Origin of the sequence: Hymenobacter ruricola (assembly GCF_015694525.1) — a bacterium.
Classification (GTDB): Bacteria; Bacteroidota; Bacteroidia; order Cytophagales; family Hymenobacteraceae; genus Hymenobacter; species Hymenobacter ruricola.
Genome location: NZ_JADQDM010000022.1, coordinates 39,416 through 55,984, shown reverse-complemented (window position 1 = coordinate 55,984; position 16,569 = coordinate 39,416). Strand labels below are relative to the sequence as shown.

Sequence of the window (16,569 nt, the reverse complement as noted above, 5' to 3'; positions counted from 1 at the left end):
ATCCAATCAAAAAGGAATACTCTTGCACGCGAGATGCTTCGACAAGCTCAGCATGACGTTTTTTAGCTCTTGCGTTTCGATATCCGCTATTTGCCTTCGGCCGAATATGCCTGGTAGCCGCCCAGCAGGTTGCGCACGTTGGTGAAGCCCTGCTGGGTGAGGAAGGCCTTGGCCGAAGCCGAGCGGCCGCCGCCTTTGCAGTGCACGATGACCTCCTGGTTTTTCCACTCGTCGAGGTCGTCGAGCTTGTCGGGCAGGGTGCCGAGGGGAATGTTTTGGGCGCCGGGGATGCGGCCTTCTTCGTGCTCCCAGGTTTCGCGCACGTCGATGAGGGTGGGGGTTTCGCCGGCCTGCTGGCGTTGGCGGAGTTCGGCGGGGGTGATATCGGCCATGGTTAGGGAAGAGGGGAAAAGTGAAAAAGGGGAAAGGGAGAACGAAAGTAAGCCGAACGTTTCTTGATTTCGTAACCGGCTAATCGGCCGGCGCGTGCGGCCAAATGGTTACCTTTGATGCCCTGTTTCTTATTCCCATCCAAGTCCCCACGTTCCTAAGCCCCCAAGTCCCTTTTTCATGAAACACTTTTTCACTTCGTGCCTCGTGGTGCTCGGGCTGGTTCCGGCCGCGCTGCAGGCCCAGACGGTGCCCCCCATGCCGCCCGCACCGCCCGCCAACCTCTCCGGCCAGGCCCTGCGCGACTGGTACCGCCAAAACTGGTACGACGGCAAGCGCGTGGAGCTGAGCTACGCCACGGCCCGCGGCAAAATGTACAACTACGCCGACAACTACAACAACCTGGTGACCTGCGTGTACTCGGGCTACCAGGAAACGGTGCCCTACAGCGCCACCAACACCAGCACCGGCACCGTGAACCGCATCAACTGCGAGCACACCGTGCCGCAGTCGTGGTTCAGCGAAGTGGTGCGCATGCGCTCCGACATGCACCACCTCTACCCCACCTACGACACCTGGAACAACCTGCGCGGCTCCGACCCGTTTGCCGAAATCCCCGACGCCACCACCCAGACCTGGATGCGCGGCCTCGTGAGCCAGGCCACCATCCCCACGGCCAACATCGCCGAGTGGAGCGAAGACACCAACACCCAGTTTGAGCCCCGCGAAGACCACAAGGGCAACCTGGCCCGCTCGGTGTTCTACTTCTACACCATGCACGGCGGGCAGCAGGCCCTCATCGCCACCGGCCACGGCGACATCAACTCGGTGGCCGACATCAACACGCTGTACGCCTGGCACCTCGCCGACCCGGTGGACGCCCACGAGATTGAGCGCAACAACCGCGTGGCCGCCAGCCAGGGCAACTTCAACCCCTACATCACCTACCCCGGCACCGTGGCCACGGCCTGGGGCCTGGCACCGGCCGGCCCGGTGTTCAGTTTCGCCACCCCCAGCGGCACCATCGCCGAAGGCAACAGCGGCACCAGCACCTACACCTTCACGGTGAACCTGGCGCCCGCTGCCACCACCGCCACCACGGTGCAGGTGAACGTGGACGGCACCAACTCGACCGCCACCAGCGGCACCGACTTCAGCTTCAGCGCACCGGCCACGGTGACGTTTCCGGCCGGCTCCACGTCGCAGACGGTGACGGTGACGGTGAACGGCGACACCCAGCCCGAAGCCGACGAAACCGTGGTGCTCACCCTCACCAACCCCAGCACCGGCAACAGCGTGGGCTCGCCCGGCAGCCACACCCTCACCATCACGAATGACGACGGCCCGGCCCCCACCGTGGCCTTCGCTTCGGCCAACGGCAGCATCACCGAAGGCAACAGCGGCACCACTACCTACACCGTGAACCTGGTGTTTACGGGCACTTCGCCGGGCGCTTTCTCGGTGCCCGTGAGCGTGGACGTGGCCAACAGCACGGCCGCTTCGCCCGCCGACTACGTGCTCAACACCACCAGCGTCACCTTTGGCGGCGTGGCCCCGCCCCAGCCCATCACCATCACCGTGAACGGCGACGCCACCTTCGAGCCCAACGAAACGGTGCGCCTGCGCCTGGGCACACCCTCCAACGCCACGGTGATTGTGGGCCAGCCCAATGGCCACACCCTCACCATCCTCAACGACGACCAGGCCCCGGCCGGCGCGCCCTGCACCAAGCCCTACTTCTCGCAGTACGTGGAAGGCTCGGCCACCAACACCAAGGTGCTGGAGATTTACAACCCCACCACCAGCCCCATGCCCCTGGCCGGCAAGCGCGTGGCGCTCTACGCCAACGGCACCTCCACCCCCACCTCTACGCTGAACCTGACGGGCACCATCGCCCCGGGTGACGTGTACGTCATCGCCAACACCGGCGTGGTGGACACGGGCGTGGCCGCTCAGGCCGATGTGCAAAGCAACGTGGCCTTCTTCAACGGCAACGACGCCGTGGCCCTGTTCGACGGCACCGATACGCTGGACGTGATTGGCGTGATTGGCCAGGACCCCACCGGCGGCGCCTGGACGGTGCCCAACGGCTCGACCCTCAACAACACCCTCGTGCGCCAGCCCACCACCAGCCAGGGCGGCCGTTGGAACGGCCCCTTCGGCAGCAGCACCTGGAGCGCCGGCGGCGTGGACAACTACACCGGCGTGGGTTCCTACGTGAGCGCGGCTTGCTTCATTCCCACGGCCAGCCGCGCCGCGGCCACGCTGCGCAACGCCTTGGAAATCTATCCCAACCCCGCCTCCGAAACGGTGCAGCTGCGCCTGCCCGGCGTGCCCGCCGCCCGCCCCGCCACCGTGGAAGTGCTGGACATGCTGGGCCGCGCCGTGCGCCAGCGCACCGCCCAGCTCAGTGCCACCGACGCCGTGCAGGTGGACCTGCGCGGCCTGCCCGCCGGTCTCTACGCCGTGCGCGTGACCTGCGACGCGGTGGAATACACCGGCCGCGTGGTGGTGCAATAGTCCGCCCCAACCCGCACAAAAAAGCCCCCGGCCAGCTGGCCGGGGGCTTTTTTGTGCCCCGTCCGGCGCAGTCGGGGCGTTCGGTAGCGCCGACCGGCCAGGCGGCTGAGCAATATGGCCTCTCGGTGCCGTTGACCGGCCCTGCAAGGGAGCTGCAGGCCCGGTCGACGGCACCGAGAGGCCTTGCAAGGGAGCTGCAGGGCCGGTCGGTGCCGTCGGGAAGCCATTCGCCACTGCTGCATGGCTTCCCGGCAGCGCCGGGGGGCCGTCGGCTCTTTTGCAGGGCCTCTGAGGCGGCTTTGGGGCCGGGCGGCAGGGGCTTAGGCCAGGATGTCTTCGTACTCGGCGCGGTGGCGCTTCACGAAGCCGGCCATGAACACGCAGCTGGTTTTCACTTTCAGGCCTTCTTTGCGGGCAAAGTCGAGGCCGGCGCGGGCCAGCTCTTCGGCCACGCCCTGGCCGCGCAGGCCCTCGTCGACGAAGGTGTGGGTGAAGTCGATGACGTCGTTGGCGGGGCGGGCGTAGGCCAGCTCGGCCTGGTAGCCCTGGCGAATAGTAACGAATTCCTGGTCGGCGGCGTGGTGGGTAATGGACATGCGTACTGACGGTTTTGGGTGGAAATGGCCGGCCTTGCGGGCCGGGGTGAACGGTGGCGGCTGGTTTGCGTACAGACAAGGGAAGACGGGCCCGGTCCGTTGGTTTTTCTCTCTTACCCCCTTCACTTCCCATGGATACGCAAAACCCTCCCCTGCCGCCGGAAAACGATTACCGCCCCCAGGACCAGCAGGACCGCGCCGCCGCCGCGCAACCCAACCCCAACGACCCCATTCTGAACGCTGACAGCCCCAACTATGGCGAGTTCGGCGGCGTGGCCCCCTCGGCTCCCCTCGCGGCCAACTACGCCGCCCAGCCCACCAATAGCGCAGCCCCCGCCGGCCGCGACGGCTCGAACGACAACCCCGACGAGTTCAGCGAATTCCGCGACCGCGAGAAGGACGCCCAAAAAGCCCCCGACAACCCTGCTGACCAGCCCGGCCACGTGGAGCAAAACCAGGACCCGGCCGCCGTGCGCGCCACCCGGAACGCCGACAGCGACGTGCAGCGCGCCGCCTGGGCCCAGGACGACCCGCGCTACGCCGGCGGCGGCTCGCACAATACCCGCCAGGAGCCCGCCGATGATAAACGCCCGGCCAACGACGAAGAATAACCCCCCGATTTCACCTTTTTAGCCCGTCCCATGTCCCCCGACAACCCCAACACTTTCAACGAAGAGCCCAACGCTGAGGATGGTGCTTCCACGCCCATGCTCAACGCCGAAACCTACGGCCAGCAGCTCGACGACAACAACGCGTCGGGCCAGGAGAAATCCGATGAGATGGACGACTCGCTCCGGCCCGACACGCAGGCCATGAACCAGCCCGGCCCCGCCCCCGCTTCGGACGAAAACCTGCCCAAAGAGTTGACCGACCCCAGCGACCGCGCCTTCACCTTGCCCGAAGAGCAAGGCCCGAACTAAGGCTTTCGTCGCTTCGCGCCATGAAAAAGGCTTCCGTTAGCACACGGAAGCCTTTTTTGTTTGCGTCTGCCTTTGGCTACCACCGCCACCCCACCTGCGCGCCCGCGTACCAGGCCCGGCCCGGCGCCGGCTGGAAGTAGCGCCCGCCAAAAGCGTTCAGGTCGTTGCCGAGGCTGTAGCGCCGGTCGGTGGCGTTGTCGAGGCCGGCGTAAATGTTGGTTTCCAGGTGCCCCAGCAGCGTGCGCCGCCAGCCGCCGCGCGCGCCAAATACCCAGTAGCCGGGCGCGGTGTCGGTGTTGGCATCGTTGAGCACCACGCGGGCCTGGTGGCTCAGGTTGGGATTAACATAAAAGCCGTGGGCTTCGCTGAAACCGAGCCCGGCGCTGAGGGTGTGCGGCGCAGTGCCGGTGAGGCGATTGCCGCGCAGGTCCGCGCCACCGCTGGGGTAGCTGCCGAAGCGAAAGTCGTTGTAGGCGTAGCTGGCCCAGGCGCGCAGGCCAGTGGGGGCGCCGGGCTCGGCGGCCGAAGCGGCGGGCGCTACCTGCCACAACCAGCCGCTCAGGGCCGCTTCGAGGCCGCGCTGGTGGGTGCTGCCGGTGTTGCGAAACACGACAATGCCTTGCTCGGTGGTGCTGCTGACGATGGTTTCGCGCAGCTCGAAATCGAACAGGTTGAGCTCGTAGCGCAGCCGGTTGGCTAGCCAGCTGCCGCGGGTGCCCACCTCGTAGCTCGTGCCCCGCTCGGCCTGCAGGCTGCCGTTGAGGCTGGCGTCGGAGGGCCGGATTTCTTCGATGGTGGGCGGCGAGAAGCCCGTGCTCACGCTGGCGTACACGGATAGATTGGAGCCAAATTCCTTCAGCAAGGCCACGCGGGGCGATACTTCCGGCCGGAAATCGCGGCTGAACTCGTAGCCACTGGGGGTGGCGGCCGCGTTGCTCACGCGGGCGATGCCGTAGCGCAGCCGGTTGTAGCTGGCGGCCACGGTCAGCAGCAAATCGGCGGGCAGCTGGTAGTCGGCCTGGGCAAACACGAAGCCCGTGGTGGTCGTGATTTCGTCGTCGTAGCGCAGCGCGCCGGGCGTGCCGCCGTTGTTCTGGTAGCTGCGCCCGTTGGTGAAGCCGGCCTGCACCTCGCCGCCGCCCTGCAGCCGCAACACGCGCCCGGCCAGCGCCGTGCGGTAGCTCAGGGCCGAGCGGCCGCCCAGCCCCAGCCCCGTGTTGCGCTCATAATCGACCAGATACGGCGTGCGAATGGCCGTGCCGCTGCCGTACAGCGTGGTTTGCAGCTCCAGCTTATCGGTGAAGCGGTACTCGTGCGTGAGCCCCAGCAGGCCGGTGCGCGAGGCGTAAAACGCCTGCTGCGCCACCGTGCCGGGCGCCGTGGCCGTGCCCGGCCGCGCCTGCCGCGGGTCGGCCTCAAACTGCGCCCGGGTGAGGCCGCCGGGCAGCTGGTAGTTGATGTCGGTGTAGAGCAGGTGGGCGGCCAGCGTGGTTTTGGGCGAGGCCACTGTGCGCACGTCCAGCGCGAAAACCTCGCGCCGCAACGCGCTTTGCACCCGGTAGCCGTCCAGTTCCTGGTGGGCGTATTGGGCCCGCACGCTGCTGGTGGCGCTGCCCGTTTCGGCGGTGGCGGTGGCGCGGCGCAGCCCGTAGCTGCCCACGGTGGCGCCCACCGCCACCCGGCTGCGGCCCGCCGCCACCTCCGGCGTGCCAAACAGGGCCACGCCGCCCGTGCCGGCGCCGTACACGCTGCCGGCCGGCCCTTTCAACACTTCTAAGCGCCCGATGATGGCCGGGTCGAGCAGGTTGAGCGGCGTGCTGCCGCCGGCTTCCGTGAACGGGATGCCGTTGTAGTACACCTTCACGTTGCGCACCCCAAACGGCGAGCGCAGCGTGCTGCCCCGGATGCTGAGCCGGTAGCTGGCCGTGGCGCGCTCTTCCAGCCGCACGCCGGGCAGCGTGTTCACGGCCTGGGTGAGGGCGGCGGGGTTGAACTGCTGGAGGGTGCGGGCATCGAGCACGCCGATGGCGGCGGCGGTGCGGCGCAGCGGCAGGCGCTGGCCGTAGCCCGTAACGGTGGCTTCGGGCAGGGCCACCGCGCGGGCGGTATCGAGCGGGGTCTGGGCGCGGGCAGCGCAGGGCAGCAGCGCCAGCAGCAAAGGAATGCGTCGGATTGTGGTCATGGTAATTGCCCGGCTGCCCGGCTGCCGGGTGGTGAGCCGCCGGCCCAGCGAGCGTCCGCGCATTTGGGCGCATCTTGCCGCATGAAATCGTTTTTACCCCTTTTGGTCGCGGCGGGTTGCTTGTTCTCGCGGGCAGCAGCGGGCCAGCAGGCCAACCGCATCGACGACTTCAACCGCATTGGCTGGTACGTGTACGAGGGCGACCACCGGCTGGGCCCGCGCCTCACGGTGCACACCGAGTACCAGGCCCGCCGCACGGGGTTCATCACCGGCTGGCAGCAGGCGCTGCTGCGGGCCGACGCGGGCTACCAGGTGCTGCCGCGCCTCCGGCTGGGCGGCGGCTACACCTTCCTCAGCACCCACCCCTACGGCAACCACCCCACGGCCGACGCCGGCACCTACCCCGAAAAACGCTTTTACGAAGACGTGACCCTGGCCGACACCCTGGGCCGGCTCGCCCTCAGCCACCGCCTGCGCCTGGAGCAGCGCTGGATTGGGGTGCCCGGCGCCAGCGGCCCTCTAAACAACGAGGCCGTGTGGCAGCGCCAGAACCGCATTCGCTACCAGCTGGCGGGCGAGTTTCCGCTGCAGGGCCCCACCCTCGACGACCACGAATGGTACTTCACGGCCTTCGACGAGGTGTTCCTCAACTTCGGCCGCGACATCACCGCCAACGTCTTCAACCAAAACCGCGTGGCGGCGGGCGTGGGCTATCAGTTCAGTGAGGATTTTCGCATCGAGCTGCAGTTCCTGAATCAGATTACCCAGCACTACGACCCCGACCCGGCCACCCGGTTTCCGGTGTTCGAGTTCAACAATGGCTTCCGGCTGGGGGTGACCTACAATTTGACGCTGATAGAATAAACGACAGCCGGCGGGCGTTGGGAGTAGCGCGAACTTTGGCTACGCCGACCTTCGGTTGTAGTTCGCGTCCACGCGCCACTGGCATCGTTCTGCCACGCGAACTACAACCGAAGGTCGGCGTAGCCAAAGTTTGCGCTACTGCCCAGCCATGCACCTCCCCCGCCGTCATCGCCGCCAGCTGCTGTTGCCGCCGGGCCTGCTGGCACTGGCGGGGCTGCTGTGCCTGGGGTGCGCGTTGCTGGGCGGGCACCCGGAGCAGCTGAAGCGGCGCAGCGTAATGCAGCTGACCATGCCGCCCCGGCCGGATTCCGACTTTTTATGGGGCAAGATGCAGTACGGCGGGCCGCACCTGCGCTACTCACAACTGCCCTATTTCCGCCAGTGGCGGACGGTCGAGTTTGGCGGGGGTGGCCTGCTCGATACACTCGCCACCCGCCAGCTCAAAGCAGAAATCAACGACCTGGCAGCAGGGTGGCAAACCCGGCCGTTGCACGACGGCTTGCGCGTCCGGTTTGGCTCTCGGGCTCGCTACGCTTCCCTGGTGCTGGTGCTCGATTTGATGAACCGGTACGGCGTCAAGAAGTACTTCCTCGACGTGTACCACCCGCGCACCGGCTCCACTTTCTATGCGTTCGATGGCGGCATTCAGCGGCGGTACTGGCGCGACTCCTGGTTTCGTCCTCTCGCCTTAGTCGCCGAAACTAAAGCAGAAACTGAGGCACTAGCCCCGGTTTCGCTCCCGCTCTGGGTTCGCATGAGCAGCGCGGAGAATTGGGCGCCCGACGTTTCCCAACTCGCGGAAAGCTGGGAGCTGCTCCAAGCCCCGGAGTGGCGAGGCCCGGCGCTGCTACTGGCGCTGCTGGGCGTCCTCACCGTGTGGCGGGGGCGGCCGGGGCGGGCGTAATCCGGCCCGGTTTCCGGCGGTATTTTTGCGCCATGCCCGCCCTCCCGCCCGACCTGCGCCGCGCCCTGTTCAGCCTGCCCGAGAAAGAAAAAGACCAGCTCCTGGCCCGCCTCGTGGCCCTCGACCCCGTCCTGACCGAGCAGCTGGCCTTTCGCCTCCTCGAAGGGCCCGACGCGCTGGAAACCCGCCGCGCCGCCCTGCGCGCCCAGGTCGACGACCCCGTGCGCGGCTACCACCCCACTCCCAACGACCTGCTGGTGATACTGCGGCAGCTGCAGGCCCGGCTGGCCTACCACGCCAAGATTACGGACGACACCTTCGGCGAAGTGGAGCTGAGCTGGCGCCTGCTGGCCAACGTCTTCCGGCACCAGCCCGAGGTGACGGCCCGCCTGCACGGCCCCACCCAGCCGCTGCTGCAGCACCTCACCAAGCGCACCCAGGAGGCCCTGAAACAAACCGCCCGGCTGCACGAAGACTACCACCTGGAGTTGGCCGACACCGCCAACGCCGTGCTGGCCGCGCTCTGGCAGTCGGGCGCCGCGCCGCTGGCCCGCGAGCTGGGCCTGCCCCGGGCGCTCTGAGCTTTTTTGGCGAGCTGGCCGCTGCGCGGGCATCTTTTCCGGCTCAATCGCAGTACAAAGCCTACGTTTCGTTGCACTGCCCCGCCCCCGCCATGTCCACTCCCACCAACCCGCGCGCACCCCAACTTTCCGAAGCCGAGCTGCGCCAGGCGCTCGAAGAGCTCGACGCCAAGATTCAGACCCTGCGCAACCGCGCCCACGCCACGGCCGCCGGCTCGCCCAACACCTACCTGGAACACGCCGACGCCCTGGAAGCCAAGCGCGCCCTGCTGGCCGAGCAGCTGGGCCAGGCCCCAGCCGACGACGCCGAGAGCGGGGTGCTTGCCAAAATCCGGCACGGTATTGAAGCGTTGCGCGACGACGTGCGCGGGCTGCTTTAGCCCGGTCCGTCTCCGGCCATCACGGCCGGGCCGTTTCACTTTTTCACTCATTCATCTTTCCCTGCCATGAAACAAGTACTTCTCCTGCTCTTGTTTACCGTGTTTGCCGCTGGCTCCGTTCAGGCGCAGGCCAAACCCAAAGTGAAAGCCAAGCGCGCCTTCTCCCATACTTCCGAAAGCAGCCACGGCAAAACAGCCAAGACCCAGTTCCGAAGCCAAAAAATTCGGCCGGTGATTGAGCTTCGGCCGCACAGCCTCGAACGCTCCAAAACCGTGAAAGCGCCCAAGCCCTATAAATACAGCAACGGCACCCGCCTCAAACCCGCGAAATGAAAAAGCCCCGCTTCCTCACCGAAGCGGGGCTTTTTCATTTCTGAGCAAGGCCGCGGTTGGCGGCGCAATTATTTCGGGAGCGTGGGCAAGCCGGGCGGGCCGGAACTTCGTAAAAGGGTACCTTTACGTATCCCACATTCCGTAGCCTTCTGCCTGATGAAAAACACGTTACGTCTATTCATATTCCTGTTCGCAATTGGACTGGCGTGGCCGCTGCTGGCCGCCGCCACGCCCCCCACCATTGCTGGCCGGCTGGTGCTGAAGATGCGCGCCGGCCAGATGCCGGCCCAGCTAACGGCCGTGCTGGACCGGCTGGGCGCGGGCGCTCTGCAGCAGAAATTCCCCCACACCCAGGCCCCCAGCCCCGAGCGCCCCGGCAGCGTGGACCTGCGCGGCATCTACCAGTTTGCGGCTCCGGCCGGCCTGCCGGTGGCCAAAGCCCGCGCTGCGTTGCTGGCCACCGGCGCCGTGGAGTACGTGGAGCCGCTCTACATCCGCGAGCCGCTGTACCAGCCCAACGACCCGCTGGCTGACTCCACGCTCACCGACATCGCCAACAGCCAGTTCTACCTCAAGCAAATCCAGGCCTACCGCGCCTGGGACATCACCCGCGGCGACAGCAGCCTCGTCATCGCCATCACCGACGGCGGCGTGCGCCTCACCCACGAAGACCTGCGCCAGCAGGTGAAGCACAACTACGCCGACCCCATCAACGGCCTCGACGACGACCACGACGGCTACGTGGACAATTTCACGGGCTGGGATTTTGCGAATAACGACAATGACTCCGGCTACGACCCCACCATTCTGCACGGCTCGCAGGTGGCCGGCGCGGCGGCGGCACGCGTGGGCAACGACCTGGGCCTGGCCGGGCTGGGCAACCTGTGCCGGTTCATGCCGCTGAACATCTACCCGAACACGCCCACGGGTTCGTTTGGCGGGTACGAGGCCATTGTGTACGCCGCCGACCACGGCTGCCAGGTCATCAACATGAGCTGGGGCGCCATCGGCGGCTATTCGCGCTTCGAGCAGGACGTCATCACCTACGCCGCCGTGAACCGCGACGCCGTGGTGGTGGCCGCCGCCGGCAATTCCAACACCGACGTGCTGTTTTACCCCGCTTCCTACGACCACGTGCTGTCGGTGAGCGGCGTGCAGAGCACCGACCAGAAAAGCGGGGGCGCCACCTTCAACCACCGCGTCGACATGGTGGCCCCGGGCCTGAGCATCGTGACCGTCAACGGCGGGCGCGACGACGACTACACGGCCGTGGGCGGCACTTCGTTTGCCTCGCCCCTGGCGGCGGCGGCGGCGGCGCTGGTGCGCAAGGTGTTTCCGCAGTACACCTCGGCGCAGGTGATGGCCCGGCTGCGCCAAACCACCGACAACATCGACGCCCTGCCCGCCAACGCCGCCTGGGCGGGCCGCCTCGGCACGGGCCGCCTCAACGTGCTCAAGGCCCTCACGCGCGCCAATTTGCGCGAGGCCCGCGTCATCAGCAGCACGTTTGCACCGGCCCGCCCGGCCTACGCGCCCGGCGACACCCTGCGCCTCACGGCCGACGTGCAGAACCTGCTGGAGCCGGTGACCGGCCTCACGGTCACGCTCACCTCGCTCTCGCCCTACGTCACGGTGCGGCAGGGCAGCTTTGCGGCGGGCAGCCTGGCCACGCTGGCCCGCGCCACCAACGCCGCCGCGCCCTTCCGCCTGGCCGTGGCCACCAGCGGCATCCCCCTGAACACCACGGCCACGCTGCGCTACCGCCTCACGGCCGCCGGCGGCTTTCAGTACGACCAGTACGTGGACCTGCTGCTAAACCCCGACTACGTGGTGCTGAACGCCAACGACCTGGCCGTCACCCTCACCAGCCGCGGCAACCTGGGATACAACGACGTCACTGCCACCGTCGGCGCGGGCCTCACCTACCGCGGCAGCGGCAACGTGCTGAGCGAAGGCGGCCTGCTGCTGGCCACCACCCCCACGCAGGTATCGGACCGGCTGCGCAGCACCGGCCGGCTGTCGCGCGAGTCGTTTTTCAGCCTCATGCAAGCTGCCCGCCAGGAGCCCGGCCCCCGCGCTGACCAGGAAGCCCGCATCGCCTTCCGGGACACCGTTCCGGGCACCACGCCGCGGGTGCGCAGCGTGGGCGTAGCCGTGCGCCAGCGCGCCTACGCCTGGGCCACGCCCGGCCGCCGCGACTTCGTGCTGCTGGAATATTCCCTCAAGAACATCACGCCGGACACCCTCAAGCCGCTGTACGCGGGCATTTTCACCGATTGGGACCTGCCCAACCCCGACGGCGCGGCCCGCAACGCGGCGGCCTGGGACAGCACCCGGGCCCTGGGCTACTGCTACGTGCTGGGCACGCCCACGCCCCAGATGGGCCCCGCCATCTACGCCGGGTTGCGGCTGCTGCGGGGCGGCACGCCGGCCGTGTATTCCATTAACAACGGGGCGCCAATGGGCGCGGCCGTGCGCCTGGCCGATGGCTTCTCGCCGGCCGAAAAATTCCTGACGCTGAGCAGCGGCACGGCGCCCGCCCAGCGCACCGCCGGGCTGCCCGCTGGCGCCGACGTGTCGCAGGTGGTGGGCACGCGCCTGGCCCGGCTCGCCCCCGGCGACTCGACCACGGTGACCTTCGCGCTGCTGCTGGCGCCCACCCTGGCCCAACTGCAAGCCAGCGCCGATGCAGCGGCGCAGGTGTACGCCACCATCCTACCAACCCGGCTAACGGCCCCGGTGGCCGGTTTCAGCGTGTACCCCAACCCGACCGTGGGGCCTTTGCAAGTAGAATTGCCGGCGCAATTCGGGGCGGAAAGCGCGCAGATTGTCAATGCCCTGGGCCAAATAGTGCGGCGCCAGCCGGCCAACGGCCGGAACCTCAATCTGAACTTGCTGGGGCTGGCGCCGGGCGTGTACACCTTGCGGGTTCTGGGGGCGAGCGGCGTGCTGACGAAGGCCATTGTGGTGCAGTAGGATGCCGCACCGGGTGGTGAATCAGCGCTTTTAGTGGCAGGTTGCGACCGTATTTATCCGGACATACCAGTAAGAATACGGAGCAAAAAACCCGTCAGTAGCTGCAAAAACCCGTATTTATCGGTTGCCTGCGACGTGGGCGGGGTACGTTAGAGAGCGAACGTAGTTCACCTTCGCTCCTTCCCATGAATTCCCAACCCTCTCCGGCTGAGGCGACGCAGTTGGCCTGCGCCGGACCCAGCTTCCGGGTGCGCCAGTCGCCCGAGGCCCCCGCCTACCACCAGCTGCTGTTGGAAGACGCCCACGGCAACGTGGCCCAGTGGGTGATTCCGGTGGCCCTCAAGCAGCTGGCCCGGCAGCCCGTGCTGCTGTGGCTGCTGCCTACGCCCCCGGCCCCCGACGCCACGGCCTGCGTGGAAGCCGGCGCCGTGCAGCTCGCGCCCCGGCACCTCGACCAGGCCCCCGACCTGCGCACCCTGCTCCTGAAAGGGCTGCTGCAGCTCAATTTCGGGGGCCAGCTGCTGCGCGGCTACCACCGCCTGCGCTGCCTGAGCGGCGGCAACGGCCAACTCTGGCAGCTCACCCCCATCAGCCACGCATGAAGCCCTACGCCCTGGTCATTCACGGCGGCGCCGTGACGATGAAACCCGGCGAGCTCAGCCCGGAAGAAGAAAACATCCAACGCGAAGGCCTGCGCGACGCCCTGCAAGCCGGCTGGCAAATCCTGCACGACGGCGGCACCGCCCTCGATGCCGTGGAAACCGCCGTGCGCCGCCTCGAAGACAACCCGCACTTCAACGCCGGGCGCGGCAGCGGCCTCACCCAGCAGGGCGAGGTGAAAATGGACGCCGCCATCATGGACGGGCGCACCCTGAACGCGGGCGCCGTGAGCGCCGTGCGCTACGTGCAAAACCCCATCAGCCTGGCCCGCGCGGTGATGGACGACAGCCCCCACGTGTGCCTCTCCGACGAAGGCGCCGTGGAGCTGGCCCTCGAAAAAGGCCTTGCTATGCAGCCGCCCTCCTACTTCCTCACCGAGAAAACCCGCCAGCAATGGCTGGAAATCATTCAGAAAGAAGGCGCCGAGGCCATGCACGACACCGTGGGCGCCGTGGCCCTAGACCAGGCCGGCAACTTGGCCGTGGCCACCAGCACCGGCGGCATCGAGGGCCAGCTGAAGGGCCGCGTGGGCGACAGCCCGGTGATTGGGGGCGGCACTTACGCCGGCAACGAGGCCTGCGCGGTGTCGTGCACCGGCGACGGCGAAGTCATCATGCGCGGTGCGCTGGCGCACGAGGTTTTTTCCCTGGTGAAGCTGACGAAAACGCCCCTGGTCGACGCCTGCCAGCAAGCCATTGAGCTGCGCGCCGCCGACCTGCAGGGCGACAAAGGCATGATTGCCGTCGACAAAGACGGCAACATCGCCCTCGAATTCAACTGCAACCTGATGCGCCGCGCCTACCGCGTGGGCGAGGCCGAGCCCGTGGTGGCCATGTGGCGCGAAGAAGCCCCGCCCCAAACGCCCCAAACCCGCTGAGTACGACGCCGAAGTTACCAGTGGGATGAGAGGCCGCTTCGGCGCAGCTTACGTACTTATCTAGATGTCCAGAACAATCATTGTATCTAACCGCTTGCCGACCAAAGTGCTGCGGAGCGAAGACGGCCTTACCTTCCAGCCCAGCGAGGGCGGACTGGCCACGGGCCTGGGCTCGATATACCGGGCCGATGGCAACGTGTGGGTGGGCTGGCCCGGCCTGTTCGTGGACGACCCCACCGAGCAGGCCCACGTGACCCAGCAGCTGCAGGCCGACAGCATGGCGCCGGTGTTCCTCACCGAAAACGAAATCCAGGACTACTACGAAGGCTTCAGCAACGGCACGCTGTGGCCTACCTTCCACTATTTCAGCCAGTTTGCGCTGCACAACGAGAAGCACTGGCAGGCTTACGTGGCCGTGAACGAGAAATTCTGCCAGGCCGTGCTGGAGCTGGCCGGGCCCGACGACACCATCTGGGTGCACGACTACCAGCTGCTGCTGCTGCCCGCCATGCTGCGCCGCGAGCGGCCCGAGGCCACCATCGGCTTCTTCCTGCACATTCCGTTTCCTTCTTACGAGCTGATTCGGGTGCTGCCCTGGGGCCCGCAGCTGCTGGAAGGCCTGCTCGGGGCCGACCTCGTGGGCTTTCACACCTTCGGTTACATGCGGCATTTCCTCAGCGCAGTGGCGCACCTGCTGGGCCTGCCCAACCAGAACGGGCTGGTGGAAACCGCCGACCGCACGGTGCTGGTCGACGCTTTCCCGATGGGCATCGACTACCAGCGCTACGCCGAAACGGCCGCCTCGGAGGCCGTCATCAAGCACGAGCGCACCTACCGCGAAGCGCTGCCGGGCATGCGCGTCATCCTGAGCATCGACCGGCTCGACTACACCAAGGGCATTGCCGAGCGCCTGCTGGCCTTCGAGCAGTTGCTGAAGCGCCACCCGGAGTGGCGCGGCCAGGCCAGTCTGCTGATGGTGGTGGTGCCCTCGCGCGACCAGGTGGCGCAGTACCAGGGGCTGAAGGTGGAAATTGACGAGCTGGTGGGGCGCATCAACGCCAAGTACAGCACCATCGCCTGGACGCCCATCCAGTACTTCTACCGCTCGTTTCCCTTTGGGGAGCTGGTGGCGCTGTACCGCCTGGCCGACGTGGCGCTGGTAACGCCCGTGCGCGACGGCATGAACCTGGTGGCCAAGGAGTTCATTGCCTGCAAAACCGACCAGCGCGGCGTGCTCATCCTCAGCGAGCGGGCCGGCGCGGCGCGCGAGCTGTCCGACGCCCTGCTCATCAACCCCACCGACACCAACCAGATGGTGGCGGCCTTGCACGAGGCCCTGCTCATGCCCAAGGAAGAGCAAACCGCCCGCATGACTCACCTGCAGGATTTAGTGCGCCAATACGACGTCTTTGCCTGGACCAAGCTGTTCATGGACCGCCTGGCGTACAGCAAAATCAAGCAACACCTGCTGGACGTAGACGCCCTCGACGCGGACACCAGAACCCAGCTCCTGCGCGATTACGAAACGGCCCCCAAGCGCCTGCTGCTGCTCGACTACGACGGCACGCTGATGCGCTTTTACGCCACCCCGCAGCGCGCCCAGCCCGATGCCGAACTGCTGGAGCTGCTGCAGGCCCTGGCCGACAACCCACGCAACCGCGTGGTCATCATCAGCGGGCGCGACCACGGCACCCTGGAACGCTGGCTGGGCCACCTGCCCCTCGACTTCATTGCCGAGCACGGCGTGTGGCTGCGCCGCCACGGCGACGACTGGAGCTTGTTCCGGGAGCTGCGGGCCGACTGGAAAGTGGAGCTACGGCCCATTCTGGAGCAATACGTGCGCCGCACCGCCGGCTCGCTCATTGAAGAGAAGGATTACTCACTGGTCTGGCACTTCCGCCGGGCCGACGCCGAGTTGGGGGCCATGCGCGCCCGCGAGTTGATGAACCACCTCACATTCATGACTTCGAATACCGATTTGCAGGTGCTGGAAGGCAGCAAAGTCATCGAAATCAAGAACGCGGGCGTCAACAAAGGCACGGCTTCCGCCCGCTGGGTGAGCACCGAACAGCCCGATTTCATCCTCGCCTTGGGCGACGACCGCACCGACGAAGACACGTTCGGGGCGCTGCCTCCGGAGGCGTACACCGTCAAAGTGGGCCGGGCCCCGCGCTCGTTGGCGCGTTATTCATTGACGGGCCCGGCGGAAGTGCGCAAGCTGCTGCAGAGCTTGTTGGGAGTGGAAGCAGGTGCGGTGAAGAAGTGAGGTTGACAGCCGCGTAAACAGAACGTCATGTCGAGCTGGTCGAGACATCTCGCGTGCTGAAGTAATTAGTTTTCCGCGGCGAGATGTCTCGACAAGCTCGACATGACGTTTCGCTGCTTC

The 16,569-nt window shown here is 67.0% G+C and carries 15 protein-coding genes; 12 read left to right on the top strand and 3 right to left on the bottom strand.

All coding sequences use genetic code 11. The features are described from left to right. Positions 1–86: 86 nt before the first annotated feature. Positions 87–392 carry a rhodanese-like domain-containing protein gene (locus I2H31_RS23390; RefSeq protein ID WP_196295486.1) on the bottom strand — a complete coding sequence of 102 codons (306 nt, stop codon included), beginning with the start codon at positions 390–392 and terminating at the stop codon, positions 87–89. 178 nt (positions 393–570) lie between these two features. Between I2H31_RS23390 and I2H31_RS23385 the strand changes: the two genes are divergently transcribed. Further along, positions 571–2,910, top strand: coding sequence for an endonuclease (locus I2H31_RS23385; RefSeq protein ID WP_196295485.1), 2,340 nt, complete (start codon positions 571–573; stop codon positions 2,908–2,910). A gap of 320 nt (positions 2,911–3,230) precedes the next feature. Here the strand turns inward: I2H31_RS23385 and I2H31_RS23380 are convergent, their stop codons facing one another. Continuing rightward, entirely contained in the window at positions 3,231–3,506 is a 276-nt protein-coding gene (locus I2H31_RS23380; RefSeq protein WP_196295484.1) for a GNAT family N-acetyltransferase, read from the bottom strand. A 131-nt stretch (positions 3,507–3,637) separates the two neighbouring features. Here I2H31_RS23380 and I2H31_RS23375 point away from each other — a divergent pair, with 131 nt between their 5' ends. Together I2H31_RS23375 and I2H31_RS23370 are read left to right on the top strand one after the other, a co-directional pair. Further along, positions 3,638–4,117: a hypothetical protein gene (locus tag I2H31_RS23375; RefSeq protein ID WP_196295483.1), complete on the top strand. Its 480-nt coding sequence runs from the start codon at positions 3,638–3,640 to the stop codon at positions 4,115–4,117. A 30-nt stretch (positions 4,118–4,147) separates the two neighbouring features. Then, a complete protein-coding gene (locus tag I2H31_RS23370) occupies positions 4,148–4,426 on the top strand; it encodes a hypothetical protein (RefSeq protein WP_196295482.1) in 279 nt (92 codons plus the stop codon). A gap of 76 nt (positions 4,427–4,502) precedes the next feature. Here I2H31_RS23370 and I2H31_RS23365 read toward each other — a convergent pair whose 3' ends face one another. Next, positions 4,503–6,608: a TonB-dependent receptor family protein gene (locus I2H31_RS23365; protein ID WP_196295481.1), complete on the bottom strand. Its 2,106-nt coding sequence runs from the start codon at positions 6,606–6,608 to the stop codon at positions 4,503–4,505. 81 nt (positions 6,609–6,689) lie between these two features. On the opposite strand from I2H31_RS23365, the gene I2H31_RS23360 reads away from it, so the two are divergent. The 9 genes from I2H31_RS23360 (at position 6,690) to I2H31_RS23320 (ending at position 16,449) form a co-directional block, all read left to right on the top strand. Continuing rightward, on the top strand, positions 6,690–7,472 hold the full coding sequence (locus I2H31_RS23360) for a DUF2490 domain-containing protein (RefSeq protein WP_196295480.1): 783 nt from the start codon (positions 6,690–6,692) through the stop codon (positions 7,470–7,472). A gap of 148 nt (positions 7,473–7,620) precedes the next feature. Beyond that, positions 7,621–8,376 carry a hypothetical protein gene (locus tag I2H31_RS23355; protein WP_196295479.1) on the top strand — a complete coding sequence of 252 codons (756 nt, stop codon included), beginning with the start codon at positions 7,621–7,623 and terminating at the stop codon, positions 8,374–8,376. A gap of 32 nt (positions 8,377–8,408) precedes the next feature. Next, positions 8,409–8,957 (top strand): hypothetical protein, encoded by a 549-nt coding sequence (locus tag I2H31_RS23350; protein ID WP_196295478.1) that lies wholly within the window; start codon positions 8,409–8,411, stop codon positions 8,955–8,957. A gap of 92 nt (positions 8,958–9,049) precedes the next feature. Next, complete coding sequence (locus tag I2H31_RS23345) at positions 9,050–9,337, top strand: hypothetical protein (RefSeq protein ID WP_196295477.1); 288 nt, start codon at positions 9,050–9,052, stop codon at positions 9,335–9,337. Positions 9,338–9,403: 66 nt separating this feature from the next. Then, positions 9,404–9,670 (top strand): hypothetical protein, encoded by a 267-nt coding sequence (locus I2H31_RS23340; RefSeq protein ID WP_196295476.1) that lies wholly within the window; start codon positions 9,404–9,406, stop codon positions 9,668–9,670. A gap of 156 nt (positions 9,671–9,826) precedes the next feature. Continuing rightward, on the top strand, positions 9,827–12,646 hold the full coding sequence (locus tag I2H31_RS23335; RefSeq protein ID WP_196295475.1) for a S8 family peptidase: 2,820 nt from the start codon (positions 9,827–9,829) through the stop codon (positions 12,644–12,646). 185 nt (positions 12,647–12,831) lie between these two features. Beyond that, positions 12,832–13,248 carry a hypothetical protein gene (locus I2H31_RS23330; protein WP_196295474.1) on the top strand — a complete coding sequence of 139 codons (417 nt, stop codon included), beginning with the start codon at positions 12,832–12,834 and terminating at the stop codon, positions 13,246–13,248. Further along, positions 13,245–14,183: an isoaspartyl peptidase/L-asparaginase family protein gene (locus I2H31_RS23325; protein WP_196295473.1), complete on the top strand. Its 939-nt coding sequence runs from the start codon at positions 13,245–13,247 to the stop codon at positions 14,181–14,183. Before I2H31_RS23330 ends, I2H31_RS23325 begins: the two co-directional genes overlap by 4 nt. Positions 14,184–14,247: 64 nt before the next feature. After that, positions 14,248–16,449: a bifunctional alpha,alpha-trehalose-phosphate synthase (UDP-forming)/trehalose-phosphatase gene (locus I2H31_RS23320; protein WP_196295472.1), complete on the top strand. Its 2,202-nt coding sequence runs from the start codon at positions 14,248–14,250 to the stop codon at positions 16,447–16,449. Positions 16,450–16,569: the final 120 nt, after the last annotated feature.